We start from the raw sequence: 15,449 nt of genomic DNA, 5'->3' as shown, positions 1-15,449 counted from the left end.
AATCACGGGGGCACTCCTGGTCGTTGTGGAAGCATGTCGCCATGTCCGGCTACCAACCCGAGGACCGTGAGCTCTTCGAGGAGGACGCCACGGCACTGTACGACCTGATCGTGCAGGAAGGCGGCATCGCGAGCGACGACTCCCGCCTCGCCGAGGGAACCCGGCAGCGGCGCGCCTTCGAGCTTCTCGTGGACGTGGGCCTGCTCAATCTCGACGAGAGCAGACGGACCTGGCGCGCGCTCGAGCCGGCGCAGGCGCAGGCCCGGGTGATCGGCCCGCTCGGCTCGGAGGCCAGCCGTCTTCTCGAGGAGTCGGCACGCTGGGCGCGCGCCTTCCAGTCGCTGACCCAGAGCTGGCGCAAGTCGCCGACCGTCACCGAGGGCGGGGCGTTCCTCTACCTGCACAAGGAGGCGATCAACCCCTACCTCACCTCCCTGGTCAGCGAGGCCGAGGAGGAGCTGCTCACCGCCCAGCCGCAGGCGGGCCGTCATCCCCAGACCATCGCCGAGGCCACGACGCGCGACCTCAACGCGCTCGAGCGCGGCGTCGCGATGCGCACGCTCTACCAGCACAGCGCGCGGCGACACCCGGTCACCCACGAGTACGTGGCGCGGGTGACCGAGCAGGGCGCCGAGGTGCGCACGCTCGACGAGTTCTTCAACCGGATGATCGTCGTGGACCGACGGGTCGCCGTGATCCCGTCCGCGGACAGCCTGGCCACGGCCGTCGTCGTACGAGAGCCGGCGCTGGTCGCCTACCTGATCGACGTCTTCGAGCGAGCCTTCGCTCGTGGCCGCCCCTTCAGGAGCAGCGAACAAGGGGTGGTCCGGGCGATCGCCTCCGAGCAGCGGGCGATGACGATCCGCATGCTGATCGAGGGCCACTCCGACGCGGTCAGCGCCAAGCGCCTAGGCGTGAGCCCGCGCACGTACGCCGGGTACGTTGCCGATCTCAAGGCCGAGCACGACGCCGAGACCCGGTTCCAGCTGGGCTACATCATGGGCCGGATCGGCATCGCCGGGGATGAGCCCGACGACGCCTGATCACGGATCAATTCCGCGGTGCGGACCAGCCCCAGCCGGTGTCGGCCTCTGCTGCCGTCGGCATCGCCACGAACCCGAAGGTCGCGACGACTGCGAACGCTGCGACGGCTGCCTTGCGAGCGAAACTCTTCATGTCAATCCCCTGTCTGACCGGGGTCTCCCGAGCCGCTCCCATTGAACCATTCGGGATGGTGCCGACCCCTCGCCACGAAGGCCCATCTTGCCTCACCGTGAGACAACATGCGAGACCCCCGGCGAGGCGGACCTCACCGGGGGTCGTGCGGCGGAGGCGGAGGGATTTGAACCCTCGATGGGGTTGTAGCCCCAAACCCGCTTAGCAGGCGGGCGCCATAGACCGGACTAGGCGACGCCTCCCCACCATCCGGTCACGAGGACCGGCCAGCGGAGCAAGGCTACAAGCCCCGGCGTCGGAGGTCCGAATTGGCCAGGCCCCCGTAGGTCCCTCAGCGCGCCGCGCGCCGCAGGTGCTCGCGTACGTCGCGCGCGAACTCGTCCTTGTCGGCAGCCAGCAGCTGCACGGGGACCGTGGTCGAGCGGCCGTCCCGCAGCCGGAGCACGACGCACTCGATCCCGCGCGGCGTCGCCGCCACGGCATCCTCGACGTCGCTCCACCTGGCCTCAGGGACGCCCACGGCGCGGATCATCCGCACCCGGTATCCCGCGGCGGTCAGCCGCACCACGACCAGCTTCGCGCGCAGCCACCAGGCCATCGCGATCAGGCCGAGCGCACCGGCGCCCAGGAGGATCACCAGCAGGTCGGGGCTGAGCGCGAGGGAGGCGACGACGACGGTCGCCACGACGAGCAGGACCGCCAGCGCGACCAGGTACGACCCGACGAGCCGCGCCATCACCGGCGACGCCAGTCGGTAGTCGGTGTCCGTGGTCTGCTGCACGCTCATGGGGCTATTGAACGAGACCGGGCCACCGGAGACCAAAGCGGGAGCACCCGGGACCTAGACTCCTGCTCGCCGGCACGACGCCTCGGCGTCGTCCCGGGCTGGAGGAGTGCCGGAGTGGCCGATCGGAGCCGCCTTGAAAGCGGCCGTGGGGAGACCCACCGCGGGTTCGAATCCCGCCTCCTCCGCCAGTGGCGGGCGTCCGACCTAGGACGCCGCCGTGTGCGAGGCCATCTCCGCGATGGAGTCGTCGGTGCACTCCGCCCAGAAGCCGCCGACCACGTCCTCGACGTGGGTGAACGACTCCGCCGCGTAGAGCAGCGGCTGGTAGACGGTGATGTCGTAGTCGGTCGTGCCCATCGCGACCAGGTCCAGCGGTCGGATGGTCATGCCGCGGAACTCCTCGGTCTCACCCGGGGAGGAGAGGATCCCGGCGCCGTACGCCTTCAGCTCTCCCGCCTCCCACAGCACACCGAACTCGAGGGTGAACCAGAAGACCTTGCTGACGAACTCCAGCGCCTCCTCGGTCTGCACCCGCCGCGACGCCTGGCCGGCCAGCTCGTAGAGCGCGGTGAACCGGGGGTTCGCGAGGGTGTTGCCGTGCCCGATCACCTCGTGGATCACGTCGGGCTCGGGCGTGTAGAGCGGCACCGAGTGGTGGCGGACGTACTGCGTGGCCCAGAAGGTGTGGTCCGCCAGCGAGCCGTAGAACTCCCGCAGCGGCACCAGGCCGGCGGCCGGCAGGTAGCGGTAGCCGGTGAGCGGCGCCAGCAGCGCACTGACCTCCTCCAGCTGCGGGATGTGGTCATTTGGCAGGCCCAGGGTCTCCTTGCCGTCCAGGAACTCACGGCAGGCGTAGAGGCGGTGCTCCGGCAGCAGCGCCTCGCTCACCACCCGCCAGACCTCGTGCTCGGCGTCGGTGTAGTCCGCGGTGGGGCACGGCTCGCCCGGCTTCCATCGGCTGGCCAGCGTCGCGAGGTGGTCGCGTCGCCGGCGGTACTCGGGGTCCGCGAAACCCGGGTGGTCGGCACCGAGCCGGACCTTCAGGGTGCCGTCCTCGTGCTCCTCGATCGGGGCGAAGTACTGCGCTTCCTCGAACATGGTTCGAGTCTGCGCCTTCGTCCACGAGAATGCGAGATCACTGGACGAGTTGCTCCGATTGAGACGGATCAGTGGCAGACTGTCCAGTCATGGACGCGATCGACCGGGAGATGCTGGACATTCTGCGCGCCGACGCCCGCACCTCGGTCCGCGACCTCGCGACGCGCGTCGGCATCAGCCGAGCCAGCGCCTACGCGCGGCTGAGGCGCCTGATCGACGACAAGGTCATCCGGGCCTTCACGATCGACGTCGACCACGCCGCGATCGGCCTCGGGGTCTCGGCCTACGTCCACGTCCGGATCAAGCAGAACTCCTGGAAGTCGTTCCGCAAGAAGGCCTGGGCGCTCGAGGAGGCCGCACACGTCGCGCTGGTCGCAGGCGACTTCGACTGCGTGATGCTGGTGCGAGCCAGCGACACCGACCACCTGCGGGACCTCGTCCTGGAGCGCATCCAGTCGTTGCCCGAGGTGCTGGGCACCCAGACGGTGCTCGTCTTCGAGGAGCACCACGGCCTGGTGTGAGGACGCTCAGCGGATGGTGATCTCCACGAGCACGTCGCCCTCCTGGACCACGTCCCCGACGCTCACCTTGACCGCGCCGACCACGCCGCCGACCTCCGCGACGACAGGGATCTCCATCTTCATCGACTCCAGCAGCACCACGGTGTCCCCGGCCGCGACGGTGGCGCCTTCCTCGACCTCCACGCGCAGCACGTTGGCGACCATGTCCGCTACCAGCTCTGACGTCGTCACCCTTGCCATGCCAGCGACGCTAGGCGTTACCGATCGGTACCGGAAACTCAGAGGAGGGGCGCGAACCGGCTCGGCTCGGGCCGTACGGCGGCCGCCTGCTCGGCTGCCCGGCTGCGTCGGCCACGGTTACCGGTCAGGGCGAGGTCGATGCGGATCGCTAGCCAGCCGATGACCAGTCCCACGACCAGGCCGTAGACCACCGACAGCACCGCCTCCTCGACGGTGACCGCAGGGTTGGCCAGCGCGGTCGCCGTCGGCGAGGTCGCGGCGACGCCGAACGCGCACACCCACCAGCCCTGCCGGCGCCGGGCCCGCATGTGGCAGCCGTAGGCCAGCGCGGGCACTCCGAGGAGGGTCTCGATCGGCCGGGGGAAGGCGCCGAGGTGCTCGCGGCTCCAGGCCACCCACGACAGCAGCTCGTCGACCAGGGCGGCCGAGCCGTAACGCCGCAACAGCTCCGCGTAGAGCAGGGTCGCCGCGAGCAGGACCGCACCGATCCCGACCACGATCAGCCCCCGGCGACCCAGGCCGTGCAGGCCTGCGCCGAGCCGGTTCACGAGGATCAGGGCGCCGAAGAAGGCCATCCCGAGGCCGACGTACTCGAACCGGACCGTGTCGACGGCGGGCTCGAAGCCGACCGTCGCCATGGCGCCGACCCCGGCGTACACCAGCGCGACGATGCACTCGCGGACCGCGCCGAGGAACCCCTGGGCGGGGATCGTGCCCATCACACCGAGCACGGCGGCGATCGCCGAGGTGCTGACGGCGGCACCGGTGAGCAGCAGCTCCTGCTCCGTGAGCACGGCCGCCAGACCGCAGACCAGCGCGAGCAGGCCGAAGACGATCGGGCGGCCGCCGGTGCGCGCCGCCAGCGCCGAGGTGTAGGTCGTCGCGATCACGATCGAGCCGGCCGCCCCGAGCCAGTCCGGTCCGACCGGCACCATCGCGGCGACCAGGGCGGCCGCGCCGAGCACGACGAGCGCGGCCCAGATCAGCAGCGGCGCGCGGGATGCCCCGAACTGTCCGACGCGCTGCTCGATGGGAGTGGTGGACGGGGCGCGGGACACGGCGAACGAGCCTACAGACGCCGGTTGGCCAGCGACGGGTTGACCCGACGGGCCTCGTCGAGGACCTCACGGTCGACGACGGCGCGGACCACGGCAGGCTCCTCCGGCGACCCGGGTCCGGTCTCGGCCACCACGTCGCCGAACGGGTCGACGACCATCGAGTGACCGCAGTAGCGCGGCGCGGGCTGAGCGGCCGCGGCGACGTACACGGTGTTCTCGATCGCGCGCGCGGTGAGCAGGGTGCGCCAGTGACGCACCTTCCTCGACCCGGCCACCCACGCCGCCGGCACCACGATCAGCTCGGCGCCGCGGTCGACCAGGGCCCGGGCGAACTCCGGGAACCGCAGGTCGTAGCAGGTCATCAGGCCGACCCTCCAGCCCTGCAGCTCGACGACCCGGGGCTCGATCCCGCCCGCCGTGAGGCGGTCCGACTCCCGGTAGCCGAACGAGTCGTACAGGTGCACCTTCCGGTACGACGCCGCGACGGCGCCCCGCATCAGCAGGGTGTTGTAGGGCCGGTCGGCGTCGGGCCCCTGCTCGAACATCCCGGCCACCACGGTGGTGTCGGCCGCCTCCGCGGCCGCCGCCACCGCCTCGCTGAAGGGCCCGTCGACGGGCTCTGCGAACGAACTCACCTCGGAGCCGGGCTCGCCGAAGTCGCGGGCGAACGCCTCCGGGAACACGACCAGGTCCGCGTCGTCGGGGGTCAGCCGCGCCAGTGCGCCGCGGTTCTCCGCCGGCTCGAGCGTGGAGGCGGCCTGCACCAGGGCGAGGCGGAGCGTGGTGGCGATCACGGTGCCAGCGTAGGGCCGGGCTGAGAGACTCCCGGTGTGATCGAGCCGGGACTCTCCGCATTCGCCGCCGTCGTGCTCGCCGGCGGCCGGGCCACCCGGCTCGGCGGCGCCGACAAGGCCTCGATCGAGATCGACGGCCGCACCCTGCTCGAGCACGCGCTCGATGCCGTGATCGACGCCGGCGAGGTGGTGGTCGTCGGGGAGCAGGTCCCGACCGACCGGCCGGTGACGTTCGTGGTCGAGGAGCCGCGGTTCGGCGGCCCCGCGGCCGGCCTGCTCACGGGCCGGGGCATGCTGCTGCGGCGGTTCCCGACGATCGCCGTGCTGGCGGTCGACATGCCGCACCTGACCTCCGCGACCTTCCGGCGCCTGCACGAGGCAGCGATCGGCCACGACGGCGCGGCGCTCACGGATGCCGACGGACGCCGGCAGCTGGCGCTCGTCGTGGAGACCGCGCGGCTGGACGCGGTCTCGCCGGACCTGGAGGGACGGCACGGACTCGCCATCCACACCCTGTTGGCGCCGCTCGACCTCGTCGGCGTGCCGGCGCTGGGGCCCGAGGCCCGCGACATCGACTCGTGGAGCGACCTGCGCGACGCGCGGAGCGAGCAACCCGACCCGCGCGCCGGGACCGACGCGTTCGAGGGCTGAGTCTGACCGATTGGGTCTTGTCAGGTCGCGGTTCCGAGGATCACTCTGGACCGGTGAACCTCCACGACTGGATCGACGAGCTGTGCGACGTGCTCGACATCGACGCCGAGGCTGACGAAGGCCTGCTGAGCGACCTGGCTCGCTTGACCACGGAGAACGTCCACCACGCCGCGGGCCCGGTGACCGCGTTCCTCCTGGGCTATGCCGCAGGCGAGCAGGAGGCGAACCCTGACCGGGTCGAGCGGCTGGCCGCCAAGGCACAGGCCCTGGCCGAGGCCTGGGACCGGCCGCCGGGCGCGACGGCGGAGGAGGACTACGACGACGTCGAGGTCGACGAGCTCCCCGAGCTCGTCTACGACGACGAGGACGCCGTGGTCTGAGCGCTCGCGCAGCGACCGTCCGTGGCTGAGATGCGCGGCGGTACCGGCACACTGTGCGCATGCGCACCGTCACCACGACCGGCCCCGGTGGCCCTGAGGTCCTGACCGTCGTCGAGCTCCCCGATCCCGAGCCCGGACCGGGCGAGGTCCTGCTCGAGGTGGCCGCGACGGCCGTCAACCGGGCCGACCTGCTCCAGCGACAGGGCTTCTATCCGCCGCCGCCCGGCGCCTCGGACGTGATCGGCCTGGAGTGCAGCGGCACCGTCGCGGCGCTGGGCCCAGGGGTGGTCGGCTGGTCGGTGGGCGACCAGGTCTGCGCACTGCTGGCCGGCGGTGGCTACGCGAGTCGGGTCGTCGTACCTGCTGGTCAGGTGATGCCGGTTCCCGGCGGCGTCGACCTGGTGACCGCGGCCGCGCTGCCCGAGGTCGCCTGCACCGTGTGGTCCAACGTCTTCATGGTGGCCGCGCTGCGGCCGGGCGAGGTGTTCCTCGTCCACGGCGGCGGCGGCGGGATCGGGACGTTCGCGATCCAGCTCGCGGCGAGGTCCGGGGCGAGGGTGTTCACGACCGCAGGCACGGCGGAGAAGCGCGAGCGATGTGTGGCGCTCGGCGCGGAGGCGGCGATCGACTACCGCGAGGACGACTTCGTCGCGGTGGTGAAGGAGGCGACCGACGGCCGTGGCGCCGACGTCGTGCTCGACAACATGGCCGCCAAGTACCTCGCGCGGAACGTCGACGTGCTCGCCACCGAGGGCCGGCTGGTGATCATCGGCATGCAGGGCGGCACGAAGGCCGAGCTCAACATCGGCAAGCTGCTCTCGAAGCGCGCCGCGGTGATCGGCTCGACGCTCCGGTCGCGGCCCGCCGAGGACAAGGGGCGGATCTGCGGGTCGGTCGTCGAGAACGTGTGGCCCCTCGTCGCCGACGGGTCGATCGAGCCCGTGGTCTCCCACGTGCTGCCGCTCGACCGGGTCGCCGAGGCTCACCGCCTCGTCGAGTCCAGCAGCAACGTGGGCAAGGTGCTGCTCACCCTCTGACCGGCGAAACCTCCGCCCTCGTGATGACGGGGCGTTGGCTAGGTTTGTCCCCATGACCGACAACGCCAGCTCCGCACCGGAAGAGCAGATCGTGGTGATCGGACCCGACGGGCAGCCGATCGGCAGCGTGCCGGCATCGGCCGTGCAGCAGGCCGACGGCAACGACGACGGGGACGACGACAGCGAGCGCTCGCTGACCGACCTGGTCGAGCAGCCGGCGAAGGTGATGCGGATCGGCAGCATGATCCGCCAGCTGCTGGAGGAGGTGAAGGCGGCGCCGCTCGACGAGGCCAGCCGCCACCGCCTCGCCGCGATCCACCGGTCCTCGATCGCCGAGCTCGAGGAGGGCCTGGCGCCCGAGCTGGTCGAGGAGCTGGAGCGCCTGTCGCTCCCGTTCACCGAGAACGTCACCCCGTCGGAGGCCGAGCTCCGGATCGCGCAGGCGCAGCTGGTCGGCTGGCTGGAGGGCCTGTTCCACGGCATCCAGACGGCGATCTACGCCCAGCAGATGGCGGCGAGGGCGCAGTTCGAGCAGATCCGCAAGGCGCTGCCGCAGGGGATGGGCGGCCCTGCGCATCAGACCGGCCAGCAACCGGGCGCCGCCCCGCAGTCCGGCGAGGAGCCCCGCTCCGGCGGGATGTACCTCTAGCCGAGCGTTGTCCCTATTGGCGACGGCGCGCCCCGATTACGGGCGCTGACCAGTGCGACGTGTGGCGCGGGCGTTCCCCGACGCGTGGTCCGGGACGTAGGTCAGCAGGTCGCCGGGCTGGCAGTCGAGCTCTCGGCAGATCGCATCGAGGGTCGAGAGACGGATCGCCCGCGCCTTGCCGGTCTTGAGGATCGAGAGGTTGGCGACGGTGATGCCGACGCGATCAGCGAGCTCGGTGAGGGTCATCCGGCGGTCGAGCAGGACATGGTCGAGGCGGATGTCGATCGCCATCAGACCGTGAGCCTCTGGTCGTGTTCCAGGCGAACGCCACGCTGGAAGACCTGCGCCAGCAGCAGCAGCAGTGCCCCGAACGCCATCCACGTGAGCTGCGGTCCGCCTGGCTCCATCGACCCCAGTTCGAGGCCCGCACCCCGGGCACCCGCGCGGACGAAGCCGTACTCCCAGGCCTTGGGGCTGAGGAACAGCCACAGGAAGGGCTCCAGCAGCTCCCAGGCGATCAGGGTGACGCCGATGACGCGCAGCCGGCGCACGACCTGGTCGGTGAACGGTGCGTCACGGGAGACGGCGCGCAGCAGCAGCCACAGCTGCGACAGCATGAAGGCAAGGACAAGCAGGCTGAGCACCGTCATTCCGTACAGGGAGGCGACGAGAGGGTTCCATCCCGGGTCGGCGTCGAACAACAGGCGACCCTCGAGATGGGCCGATACCGCTTGAATGTCGTCGTCCGGGAGCAGGAACGGTGGGTCCTCGCGGGGGCCGTGCGCATCGCGGAGGAGAACGTTCTCGCAGTCGCGCTCGGGATGGCGCAGGTTGATCCGGGGACAGACCTCGGTGAAGGCGCGGACCTCCCAGGACGGCTGGTAGGTCATGTCCAGCAGGTGCGTGCCGGGCACCAGGCTGATCCGGTGGGCGTAGTCGCTCCAGCCGGCCAACCCGGCGACGCCGACGGCGGCTACCAGCAGCGCCCCCAGCGTCGCCATGACCGCGGCCGTCAGCGCGATCCAGCCAGCCATCATGAAGCTGCGGTTTGAGCGCATGGGCGTTCCTGACCTTCGACGCGGTTTTATTGTGAATCAATATCTCCGCATCGTCCCCCGAGGTCAAGGACGGGAAAGGGTCACCCAGTCGGACTGGGCCGCTGATCCGTCGGGTGTGTCCGGCGCGTCAGGCGCGACGGCGACCGACCCGCGCGAGCAGGAACAGCCCCAGCACGCCGACCAGGCTGATCGCGGCGCCCGGCGCGACGATGCGGCTCAGCCGCGGCGGATCCTCGGTGCCGCCGTCGGGCGTGTGGAGCGCGACCCGGGCCGGCGGCTCCGGCGCTCCGCTGAGGTAGTCCTCGAGGGTGCGCTGCATCGGCGCGCTGAGCCCACCGGGGAGCTCCTGGCTCCCCTCGCAGTAGTCGGCGCGCACCGCGCCCCCCACGTCGCGGGTGAAGAACAGGTGGGTCTCGCGTTCGCCCAGCAGCCGCTTGCTGCCCTCGGCGGAGCGGTCGAACACGACGGTGATCTTCTGGCCGAGCCTGAGGTCGCCGGACAGCACTGTGGTGACGGTGACGCGGTGCGCCGCGGTGCGTCGTACGACGGCGTCGACCCTGCCGACGAAGACGTCGTCGACCTTCTCGGCCCGCTCGACCACGGCCGCCTCGTCGTTGAGGTCGAGCGGCATGCACGCGTCGACCGGAAGCGCCCCGGCGGGCGGCGCCACGGCGACCAGCATCGGCAGCAGCGCCGCGAGCAGCGCGGCGCCCGGGAGCAGGGGTCGGAGCACGTGCCTCACCCGTCCATCCCACCAGACGCGGCCAGGGGGAACCACCGGGCCAGCTCGACCGCCGCTCCGTCGACGTCGACCGAGTCGGTCACCGCGTCGGCGACCGCCTTCACCTCGTCGACCGCCTGGCCCATCGCGACACCGCGACCGGCCCACTGGAGCATCTCGATGTCGTTGCGCCCGTCGCCGATCGCCAGCACGTCCGCCGGGTCCACACCGAGCTGCCCCGCGACGTACTCGAGGCCGGAGGCCTTCGAGACCCCGACCGGCGCGAGGTCGAGCCACGCGGTCCAGCCCACGACGTAGTCGGTGCCGTGCAGGCCCAGGCCCTCGGCGAGCTTCACGAAGTCCTCGGCGGTCGCCTTCGGGTCGCGGATGATCACGCGGCTCACCGGATTGGCGACCATCTCCTCGACGTCGGTCACCGTGGTCGTGCCGCCCAGCTCGCCCTCGGGGAAGGGCGCGGAGACGCGGTACCCGATGCCGCGCTGCTCCACCGCGACCAGCGCCTCCGGATGCCTCTCCAGCACGGCGCGGACCGCGGGCCGGGCGTCGAAGGTGACCTCGTGGACCACCTCCATCGGGGGATAGCGCAGCACCACCGCGCCGTTGGCCGCCACGATCCACAGCCGCTCGCCGTGACCGTGGAGCGCGAGCATGTCGGCGACGACCGTCATGTTGTGCGGCGCCCGCCCCGATGCGAGTACGACGTGCGCGCCCGCGTCGAGCACGCCCTGGACCGCGTCGTGGACGGCCGGGGTCACCTCCTCGTGGCTCATGCCCAGGCCGACCACCCACTTCAGGAGGGTGCCGTCGATGTCGAGGGCGACGAGCTTGGGCCTCCACTGCTCGGAGGTCCGCTCGGTCGGGAGGACCGTCGGCTCCCCGCTCATGAGACCGGGTGCACGGGCTCGATGACCTCGAGCCCGCCGAGGTAGGGCCGCAGTGCCGTCGGCACCCGGACCGAGCCGTCTGCCTGCTGGTGCGTCTCCAGGATCGCGACGATGGCGCGGGTGATGGCGGTGAGGGTGCCGTTGAGGGTCGCGACCGGTCTGGTCGTCGTCCCGCCCGCGCCGCCACCGTCGGGGAAGCGGCCACGGATGTCGAGGTTGCGGGCCTGGAACTCGGTGCAGTTGGAGGTCGAGGTGAGCTCGCGGTACTTGCCCTGGGTCGGGATCCACGCCTCGCAGTCGAACTTCCGGATCGCGGAGAGGCCGAGGTCGCCCGCCGCCACGTCGATCACCCGGTAGGCGAGCTCGAGCTTGTCGAGGAACTCCTTCTCCCACCCGAGCAGCCGCTGGTGCTCCTCGTAGGAGTCCTCGAGCGTCGAGTAGACGAACATCTCGACCTTGTCGAACCAGTGGACCCGGATGATCCCCTTCGTGTCCTTGCCGTGCGAGCCTGCCTCCTTGCGGAAGCACGGGCTGAACGAGGCGTAGCGCAGCGGCAGCGACGAGGCGTCGAGGATCTCGTCGGAGTGGAAGGCCGCCATCGGGACCTCCGAGGTGCCGACCAGGTAGAGGTCCTCCCCCTCGATCCGGTACACGTCGTCGGCAGCCTGGCCGAGGAACCCGGTCCCCTCCATCGCGCGGGGCCGCACCAGCGCCGGGGCGATCACCTGGGTGAACCCGGCGTTGCGGGCCTGGTCCATGGCCATGTTGACCAGGGCCAGCTCGAGCTGCGCACCGATGCCGGTCAGGAAGTAGAAGCGGCTGCCGCTCACCTTCGCGCCCCGGTCCAGGTCGATGGCGCCGAGGATCCGGCCGAGCTCCACATGGTCGCGCGGCTCGAACCCCTCCGCGGCGAAGTCACGTGGCTCCCCGATGTGCTCGAGGACCACGAAGTCGTCCTCGCCGCCCGCCGGCGCCTCGTCGGCGGCGAGGTTCGGGATGTCGGCGAGTGCGGCCGCCCACTCCTCCTCGGCGGCGACCCGCGCGGCCTCGGCGTCCTTCACCTCGGCGGCGAGCGCCTTGGTCTGCTCCAGGAGCTCCTGCTTCTCCTCGCCCTGCGCCTTGGGGATCTTCGCGCCGAGCGCCTTCTGCTCACCGCGCTTGGCCTCGAACGTGCTGATCGCCTGCCGGCGCGCGGCGTCCGCCGCAAGCGCCCGATCGACCACGCCGTCGGACAGCCCGCGCTTGGCCTGGGCGGCGCGGACGCGGTCGGGCTCGTCACGGAGGATGCGCGGGTCGATCATGCCCCCGAGGCTATCCGGCGGCGCCGACCTGTCGCGCGGCGGTTTCCCACGAGGATCAGAAGGGGGAGATCGGTTCGGGCGACGGGAACATCGTGTCCAGCTCGGCGAGGTCGTCGTGCGTGGGCCCCCAGTGCGCCGCCGCCGCGTTGGCGACGGCCTGCTCCGGTGCGGTCGCGCCCGCGATCACCGAGGTCACCGGCTCCTGCGCGAGCAGCCAGCCGATCGCGACGGTCACCTCCGGGACACCACGCTCGCGCGCGAACGCCGAGTAGGACCGCAGCGGCGGGGAGACGGCGGCCTCGAGCAGGTACTGGCGGCCCCGGGTCAGTCGCGAGCCCTCCGGGGGCACCCCGGTGGCGTACTTGCCGGTGAGCACTCCGTTGGCGAGCGGGAAGTACGGGAGCACGCCGAGCCCGAACGCACGGGAGGCGGGCAGCACCTCGAGCTCAGCGCGGCGGTCGGTGAGGTTGTAGTGGTTCTGCGCCGACACGAAGCGCTCCACGCCGAGCTGTCGAGCCACGAGCTCCGCCTCCGCGATCTGCCAGCCCGCGCGGTTCGAATGGCCCACGTAGCGGACCTTCCCCTCCCGGACCAGGTCGTCGAGCGCCGAGAGCGTCTCCTCGATCGGGGTCGAGGGGTCGGGCGTGTGGAACTGGTAGAGGTCGACCCAGTCCGTCCCGAGTCGGCGCAGCGACGCCTCGATCGCGGTGCGGATGTAGCGCCGCGAACCACGCGCCCCGAAGTCCGGGCCGTTGACGCCCTTCATGTCCATGCCGAACTTCGTCGCCACGACGACCTCGGAGCGGCGGGAGCCGAGGGCCTTGCCGAGCCGCTCCTCGGCGAGGCCCGGCGTCGCGCCGTAGGTGTCGGCGACGTCGAACAGGGTGATCCCGGCGTCGAGCGCGGCGCCGACGACCCGGTCGGTCCCCTTCTGCGACTCGGTCGCCGTGCCGGGGCGTCCGAGGTTGTTGCACCCGAGCCCGACCGCCGACACGACCAGGCCCGACCGGCCCAGGCGGCGCTGCGGGGGCGCGGTGACGGACGAGGCAGTGACGTTCGACTCGGCGGCCATGCCCCGACGCTAGCGAGAATCTCGTGGTCCGCTTCAGGTGGCCTATCCTCCGGGGGTGCTCGACCGACCCCGCCAGACGCCCCTCCTGGCGTCCCTGATCTGCCTGGGGCTGTTCGCCGCACTCGCCGGAGGCGTGGCGTCCGAGTGGTCCTGGCTGGGCGACCTCGACAACCGCGGCGAGCCCACCAGTGCCTGGGCGCTGGACCAGTCGTGGCTGCTGCAATCGCTCCGCTGGGTCGAGATCGCGTTCGGAACGCATGCCATGACCGTGCTGACCGTCGTCCTGGCTGCCTTCATGTTCATCAAGGGCCACCGGCGCGCTGCGATCCTGGTCGTGGTCGTCATGTCGGCGACCGCTCTCGCGACCTACGGCGCCAAGGTCCTCGTGGGCCGCGGCCGGCCGCTCTGGCAGGACCCGGACTTCTTCCTGCAGTCCAACGCCTTCCCGTCCGGGCACGCCTCCTCGACCACCGCGTACGGCGCCCTGGTGCTGGTCCTCGCGGTGATGCTGGTCCGCCGCGCGGGCGTCCGCCGCCTCCTGGCCGCCCTGGTCGTGCTCGTGGTGGCCGTGGTCCTGGCCGACCGCGTCCTTCTCGGACGGCACTACCCGACCGACGTGCTGGGAGGTGGCCTGCTGGGGCTGGGACTGGTGCTCCTCGGGATCGCCATCTACAGCCCGCTCCCCCGCAGCCACGCCTTCAAGGCGGAGCCGCTGCCGGAGGCGATCCCGTCCCACCGCAACCTCTCGGTGATCCTCAACCCGATCAAGGTCGAGTCGGTGGAGCAGTTCCAGTCGATGGTGACCCAGATGGCGCTGGCCGCCGGCTGGAACGAGCCTCGGTGGCATCTCACGACGGTCGACGACTCCGGCACCGGCCAGGCCGAGCAGGCCTCCGTCGAGGGCGCCGACCTGGTGATCGTCTGCGGCGGCGACGGCACCGTGCGCCAGGTGTGCGCCGAGCTCGCCGGCACCGGCATCCCGGTCGGGATCGTCCCCGCCGGCACGGGCAACCTGCTGGCCCGCAACCTCGACATCCCGCTGTTCATCCGGGCCGCGATCGACGTCGCGCTCACCGGTCAGGACCGCGCGATCGACATGGTCGAGGTCCACGGCGACGGGGTCGAGAAGACCCACTTCATGGTGATGGCCGGCATGGGGTTCGACGCCGCGATCATGGAGGGCGTCAACGAGGACATCAAGAAGAAGGTCGGCTGGCTGGCCTACGTCCTCTCCGCCCTCAAGTCGCTGATGTTCCCGCCGGCCAAGGTCGAGATCTCCGTCGACGACGGTGAATGGACCAAGCACCGGGCCCGGACGATCGTCGTCGGCAACGTCGGCTACCTGCAGGCCGGCATGCCGCTGCTGCCGGACGCGGCCATCGACGACGGCCGGCTGGACGTCGTACTCCTCTATCCGCAGCGGTTCTGGTCGTGGCTGCCGCTCGCGTTCCGGGTGCTCGCCAAGCGGCCGTACACCGACGAGACGATCAACCGGATGACCGGCCGCAAGGTGTCGATCCGTGCCGCGCAGGAGACTCCGCGCCAGCTCGACGGCGACACCATCGGCCCGGGCTGCGAGCTGCACATGGAGTGCATCCACGGACGGGTGCTGGTCCGGGTCCCCCGGTAGTGCGGTCTCGTGACGGTCGCTGCGCGACCTCCGCGACCTCCTCGACCGGCGCGGCGCCGCGGGTCGTCGCGACGGGGGTTCTCCGGCGAGCGGCCGAATGCGGTCAGAGTCGCGCCATGCGTGCGTGGGCGACCGCCTCGGACTCCTCGGGCGACAGCTCCTGGTCGCTGGCCCATCCGCTGACCGACTTGGCGTAGGTCCGCGCCTCGTTCCGGCCCCGGATGGAGGTGAGGACGACGCCGTCGCCGGCGTCGTCGAGGAGCGCGAGCGACCACGAGAGTCGCCCACCCATCTCCTCGAAGGCGTCGTAGCGGACCACCGCGAGGTGCCGCAGCGCTCCGACGGCCTCGGCCCGGAGCGCCGCCACCTCG

At 71.5% G+C, this 15,449-nt stretch carries 20 protein-coding genes and 2 tRNA genes; 8 read left to right on the top strand and 14 right to left on the bottom strand.

All coding sequences use genetic code 11. The features are described 5' to 3' along the window. The first annotated feature begins 41 nt into the window (after positions 1-41). A complete protein-coding gene (locus E7Z54_RS06865; protein WP_136432251.1) occupies positions 42-1,043 on the top strand; it encodes a LuxR family transcriptional regulator in 1,002 nt (333 codons plus the stop codon). Between the two features lie 7 nt (positions 1,044-1,050). On the opposite strand, the gene E7Z54_RS24170 is transcribed toward E7Z54_RS06865, so the two are convergent. The 3 genes from E7Z54_RS24170 to E7Z54_RS06855 all read right to left on the bottom strand — a co-directional run bounded on the left by E7Z54_RS24170 (position 1,051) and on the right by E7Z54_RS06855 (position 1,963). Beyond that, positions 1,051-1,176 carry a hypothetical protein gene (locus tag E7Z54_RS24170; RefSeq protein ID WP_276606206.1) on the bottom strand — a complete coding sequence of 42 codons (126 nt, stop codon included), beginning with the start codon at positions 1,174-1,176 and terminating at the stop codon, positions 1,051-1,053. 151 nt (positions 1,177-1,327) lie between these two features. Then, positions 1,328-1,418, bottom strand: a tRNA-Ser gene (locus E7Z54_RS06860). Between the two features lie 89 nt (positions 1,419-1,507). Beyond that, positions 1,508-1,963: a hypothetical protein gene (locus E7Z54_RS06855; protein ID WP_136432250.1), complete on the bottom strand. Its 456-nt coding sequence runs from the start codon at positions 1,961-1,963 to the stop codon at positions 1,508-1,510. 100 nt (positions 1,964-2,063) lie between these two features. Here E7Z54_RS06855 and E7Z54_RS06850 point away from each other — a divergent pair. Then, positions 2,064-2,151: transfer RNA gene (locus E7Z54_RS06850), tRNA-Ser, on the top strand. A gap of 16 nt (positions 2,152-2,167) precedes the next feature. Here the strand turns inward: E7Z54_RS06850 and E7Z54_RS06845 are convergent. After that, positions 2,168-3,061 (bottom strand): phenylalanine 4-monooxygenase, encoded by an 894-nt coding sequence (locus tag E7Z54_RS06845; RefSeq protein WP_136432249.1) that lies wholly within the window; start codon positions 3,059-3,061, stop codon positions 2,168-2,170. Positions 3,062-3,150: 89 nt separating this feature from the next. Here E7Z54_RS06845 and E7Z54_RS06840 point away from each other — a divergent pair, with 89 nt between their 5' ends. Then, entirely contained in the window at positions 3,151-3,582 is a 432-nt protein-coding gene (locus tag E7Z54_RS06840) for an Lrp/AsnC family transcriptional regulator (protein ID WP_136432248.1), read from the top strand. Between the two features lie 6 nt (positions 3,583-3,588). On the opposite strand, the gene E7Z54_RS06835 is transcribed toward E7Z54_RS06840, so the two are convergent. The 3 genes from E7Z54_RS06835 to E7Z54_RS06825 are packed head-to-tail and all read right to left on the bottom strand — an operon-like array spanning position 3,589 to position 5,674. After that, positions 3,589-3,822 (bottom strand): biotin/lipoyl-binding carrier protein, encoded by a 234-nt coding sequence (locus tag E7Z54_RS06835; protein WP_136432247.1) that lies wholly within the window; start codon positions 3,820-3,822, stop codon positions 3,589-3,591. A 38-nt stretch (positions 3,823-3,860) separates the two neighbouring features. Next, the gene (locus E7Z54_RS06830; protein WP_240769553.1) at positions 3,861-4,880 is read right to left on the bottom strand and encodes a hypothetical protein; all 1,020 of its coding nucleotides are present in this window, start codon (positions 4,878-4,880) and stop codon (positions 3,861-3,863) included. An 11-nt stretch (positions 4,881-4,891) separates the two neighbouring features. Continuing rightward, entirely contained in the window at positions 4,892-5,674 is a 783-nt protein-coding gene (locus E7Z54_RS06825; RefSeq protein ID WP_136432246.1) for a carbon-nitrogen hydrolase family protein, read from the bottom strand. Between the two features lie 36 nt (positions 5,675-5,710). Between E7Z54_RS06825 and mobA the strand changes: the two genes are divergently transcribed. The 4 genes from mobA to E7Z54_RS06805 are packed head-to-tail and all read left to right on the top strand — an operon-like array spanning position 5,711 to position 8,391. Next, positions 5,711-6,325: a molybdenum cofactor guanylyltransferase gene (gene mobA, locus E7Z54_RS06820; RefSeq protein WP_240769552.1), complete on the top strand. Its 615-nt coding sequence runs from the start codon at positions 5,711-5,713 to the stop codon at positions 6,323-6,325. Positions 6,326-6,378: 53 nt separating this feature from the next. Continuing rightward, entirely contained in the window at positions 6,379-6,705 is a 327-nt protein-coding gene (locus tag E7Z54_RS06815) for a DUF6457 domain-containing protein (protein ID WP_136432245.1), read from the top strand. Positions 6,706-6,764: 59 nt separating this feature from the next. Beyond that, the gene (locus E7Z54_RS06810) at positions 6,765-7,742 is read left to right on the top strand and encodes an NAD(P)H-quinone oxidoreductase (protein ID WP_136432244.1); all 978 of its coding nucleotides are present in this window, start codon (positions 6,765-6,767) and stop codon (positions 7,740-7,742) included. 52 nt (positions 7,743-7,794) lie between these two features. Beyond that, on the top strand, positions 7,795-8,391 hold the full coding sequence (locus E7Z54_RS06805; protein WP_136432243.1) for a bacterial proteasome activator family protein: 597 nt from the start codon (positions 7,795-7,797) through the stop codon (positions 8,389-8,391). A gap of 36 nt (positions 8,392-8,427) precedes the next feature. Here the strand turns inward: E7Z54_RS06805 and E7Z54_RS06800 are convergent, their stop codons facing one another. From E7Z54_RS06800 to E7Z54_RS06775, 6 genes are all read right to left on the bottom strand, one after another. Continuing rightward, positions 8,428-8,682, bottom strand: a complete 255-nt coding sequence (locus tag E7Z54_RS06800; RefSeq protein ID WP_136432242.1) for a helix-turn-helix domain-containing protein — start codon at positions 8,680-8,682, stop codon at positions 8,428-8,430. Then, positions 8,682-9,449 (bottom strand): DUF2975 domain-containing protein, encoded by a 768-nt coding sequence (locus E7Z54_RS06795; RefSeq protein ID WP_136432241.1) that lies wholly within the window; start codon positions 9,447-9,449, stop codon positions 8,682-8,684. The genes E7Z54_RS06800 and E7Z54_RS06795 overlap by 1 nt, the downstream gene beginning before the upstream one ends. Before the next feature lie 127 nt (positions 9,450-9,576). After that, positions 9,577-10,191, bottom strand: a complete 615-nt coding sequence (locus E7Z54_RS06790; protein ID WP_136432240.1) for a hypothetical protein — start codon at positions 10,189-10,191, stop codon at positions 9,577-9,579. After that, positions 10,188-11,075 (bottom strand): HAD family hydrolase, encoded by an 888-nt coding sequence (locus tag E7Z54_RS06785; protein ID WP_136432239.1) that lies wholly within the window; start codon positions 11,073-11,075, stop codon positions 10,188-10,190. Before E7Z54_RS06785 ends, E7Z54_RS06790 begins: the two co-directional genes overlap by 4 nt. Continuing rightward, entirely contained in the window at positions 11,072-12,376 is a 1,305-nt protein-coding gene (serS, locus tag E7Z54_RS06780; RefSeq protein WP_136432238.1) for a serine--tRNA ligase, read from the bottom strand. Before serS ends, E7Z54_RS06785 begins: the two co-directional genes overlap by 4 nt. A 55-nt stretch (positions 12,377-12,431) precedes the next feature. Then, entirely contained in the window at positions 12,432-13,448 is a 1,017-nt protein-coding gene (locus E7Z54_RS06775) for an aldo/keto reductase (RefSeq protein WP_136432237.1), read from the bottom strand. A gap of 55 nt (positions 13,449-13,503) precedes the next feature. On the opposite strand from E7Z54_RS06775, the gene E7Z54_RS06770 reads away from it, so the two are divergent. Beyond that, on the top strand, positions 13,504-15,078 hold the full coding sequence (locus E7Z54_RS06770; RefSeq protein ID WP_240769551.1) for a YegS/Rv2252/BmrU family lipid kinase: 1,575 nt from the start codon (positions 13,504-13,506) through the stop codon (positions 15,076-15,078). A 103-nt stretch (positions 15,079-15,181) separates the two neighbouring features. Here the strand turns inward: E7Z54_RS06770 and E7Z54_RS06765 are convergent. Next, positions 15,182-15,449 (bottom strand): DUF4446 family protein (locus E7Z54_RS06765; protein ID WP_136432236.1); only part of this gene is annotated, 268 nt, incomplete at its 5' end.

It is taken from the genome of Nocardioides sp. (genome assembly GCF_004803405.1).
In the GTDB taxonomy this organism is placed as follows: domain Bacteria; phylum Actinomycetota; class Actinomycetes; order Propionibacteriales; family Nocardioidaceae; genus Nocardioides; species Nocardioides vastitatis.
This window is presented reverse-complemented; position numbering and strand designations above follow the sequence as displayed.

What these genes read in the sequence shown, in the direction of transcription:
- E7Z54_RS06865 (WP_136432251.1), top strand. Translation starts at nt 42, where the DNA reads ATGTCCGGCTACCAACCCGAGGACCGTGAGCTCTTCGAGGAGGACGCC.
- E7Z54_RS24170 (WP_276606206.1), bottom strand. Translation starts at nt 1,176, where the DNA reads ATGAAGAGTTTCGCTCGCAAGGCAGCCGTCGCAGCGTTCGCAGTCGTC.
- E7Z54_RS06855 (WP_136432250.1), bottom strand. Translation starts at nt 1,963, where the DNA reads ATGAGCGTGCAGCAGACCACGGACACCGACTACCGACTGGCGTCGCCG.
- E7Z54_RS06845 (WP_136432249.1), bottom strand. Translation starts at nt 3,061, where the DNA reads ATGTTCGAGGAAGCGCAGTACTTCGCCCCGATCGAGGAGCACGAGGAC.
- E7Z54_RS06840 (WP_136432248.1), top strand. Translation starts at nt 3,151, where the DNA reads ATGGACGCGATCGACCGGGAGATGCTGGACATTCTGCGCGCCGACGCC.
- E7Z54_RS06835 (WP_136432247.1), bottom strand. Translation starts at nt 3,822, where the DNA reads ATGGCAAGGGTGACGACGTCAGAGCTGGTAGCGGACATGGTCGCCAAC.
- E7Z54_RS06810 (WP_136432244.1), top strand. Translation starts at nt 6,765, where the DNA reads ATGCGCACCGTCACCACGACCGGCCCCGGTGGCCCTGAGGTCCTGACC.
- E7Z54_RS06805 (WP_136432243.1), top strand. Translation starts at nt 7,795, where the DNA reads ATGACCGACAACGCCAGCTCCGCACCGGAAGAGCAGATCGTGGTGATC.
- E7Z54_RS06800 (WP_136432242.1), bottom strand. Translation starts at nt 8,682, where the DNA reads ATGGCGATCGACATCCGCCTCGACCATGTCCTGCTCGACCGCCGGATG.
- E7Z54_RS06795 (WP_136432241.1), bottom strand. Translation starts at nt 9,449, where the DNA reads ATGCGCTCAAACCGCAGCTTCATGATGGCTGGCTGGATCGCGCTGACG.
- E7Z54_RS06785 (WP_136432239.1), bottom strand. Translation starts at nt 11,075, where the DNA reads ATGAGCGGGGAGCCGACGGTCCTCCCGACCGAGCGGACCTCCGAGCAG.
- serS (WP_136432238.1), bottom strand. Translation starts at nt 12,376, where the DNA reads ATGATCGACCCGCGCATCCTCCGTGACGAGCCCGACCGCGTCCGCGCC.
- E7Z54_RS06775 (WP_136432237.1), bottom strand. Translation starts at nt 13,448, where the DNA reads ATGGCCGCCGAGTCGAACGTCACTGCCTCGTCCGTCACCGCGCCCCCG.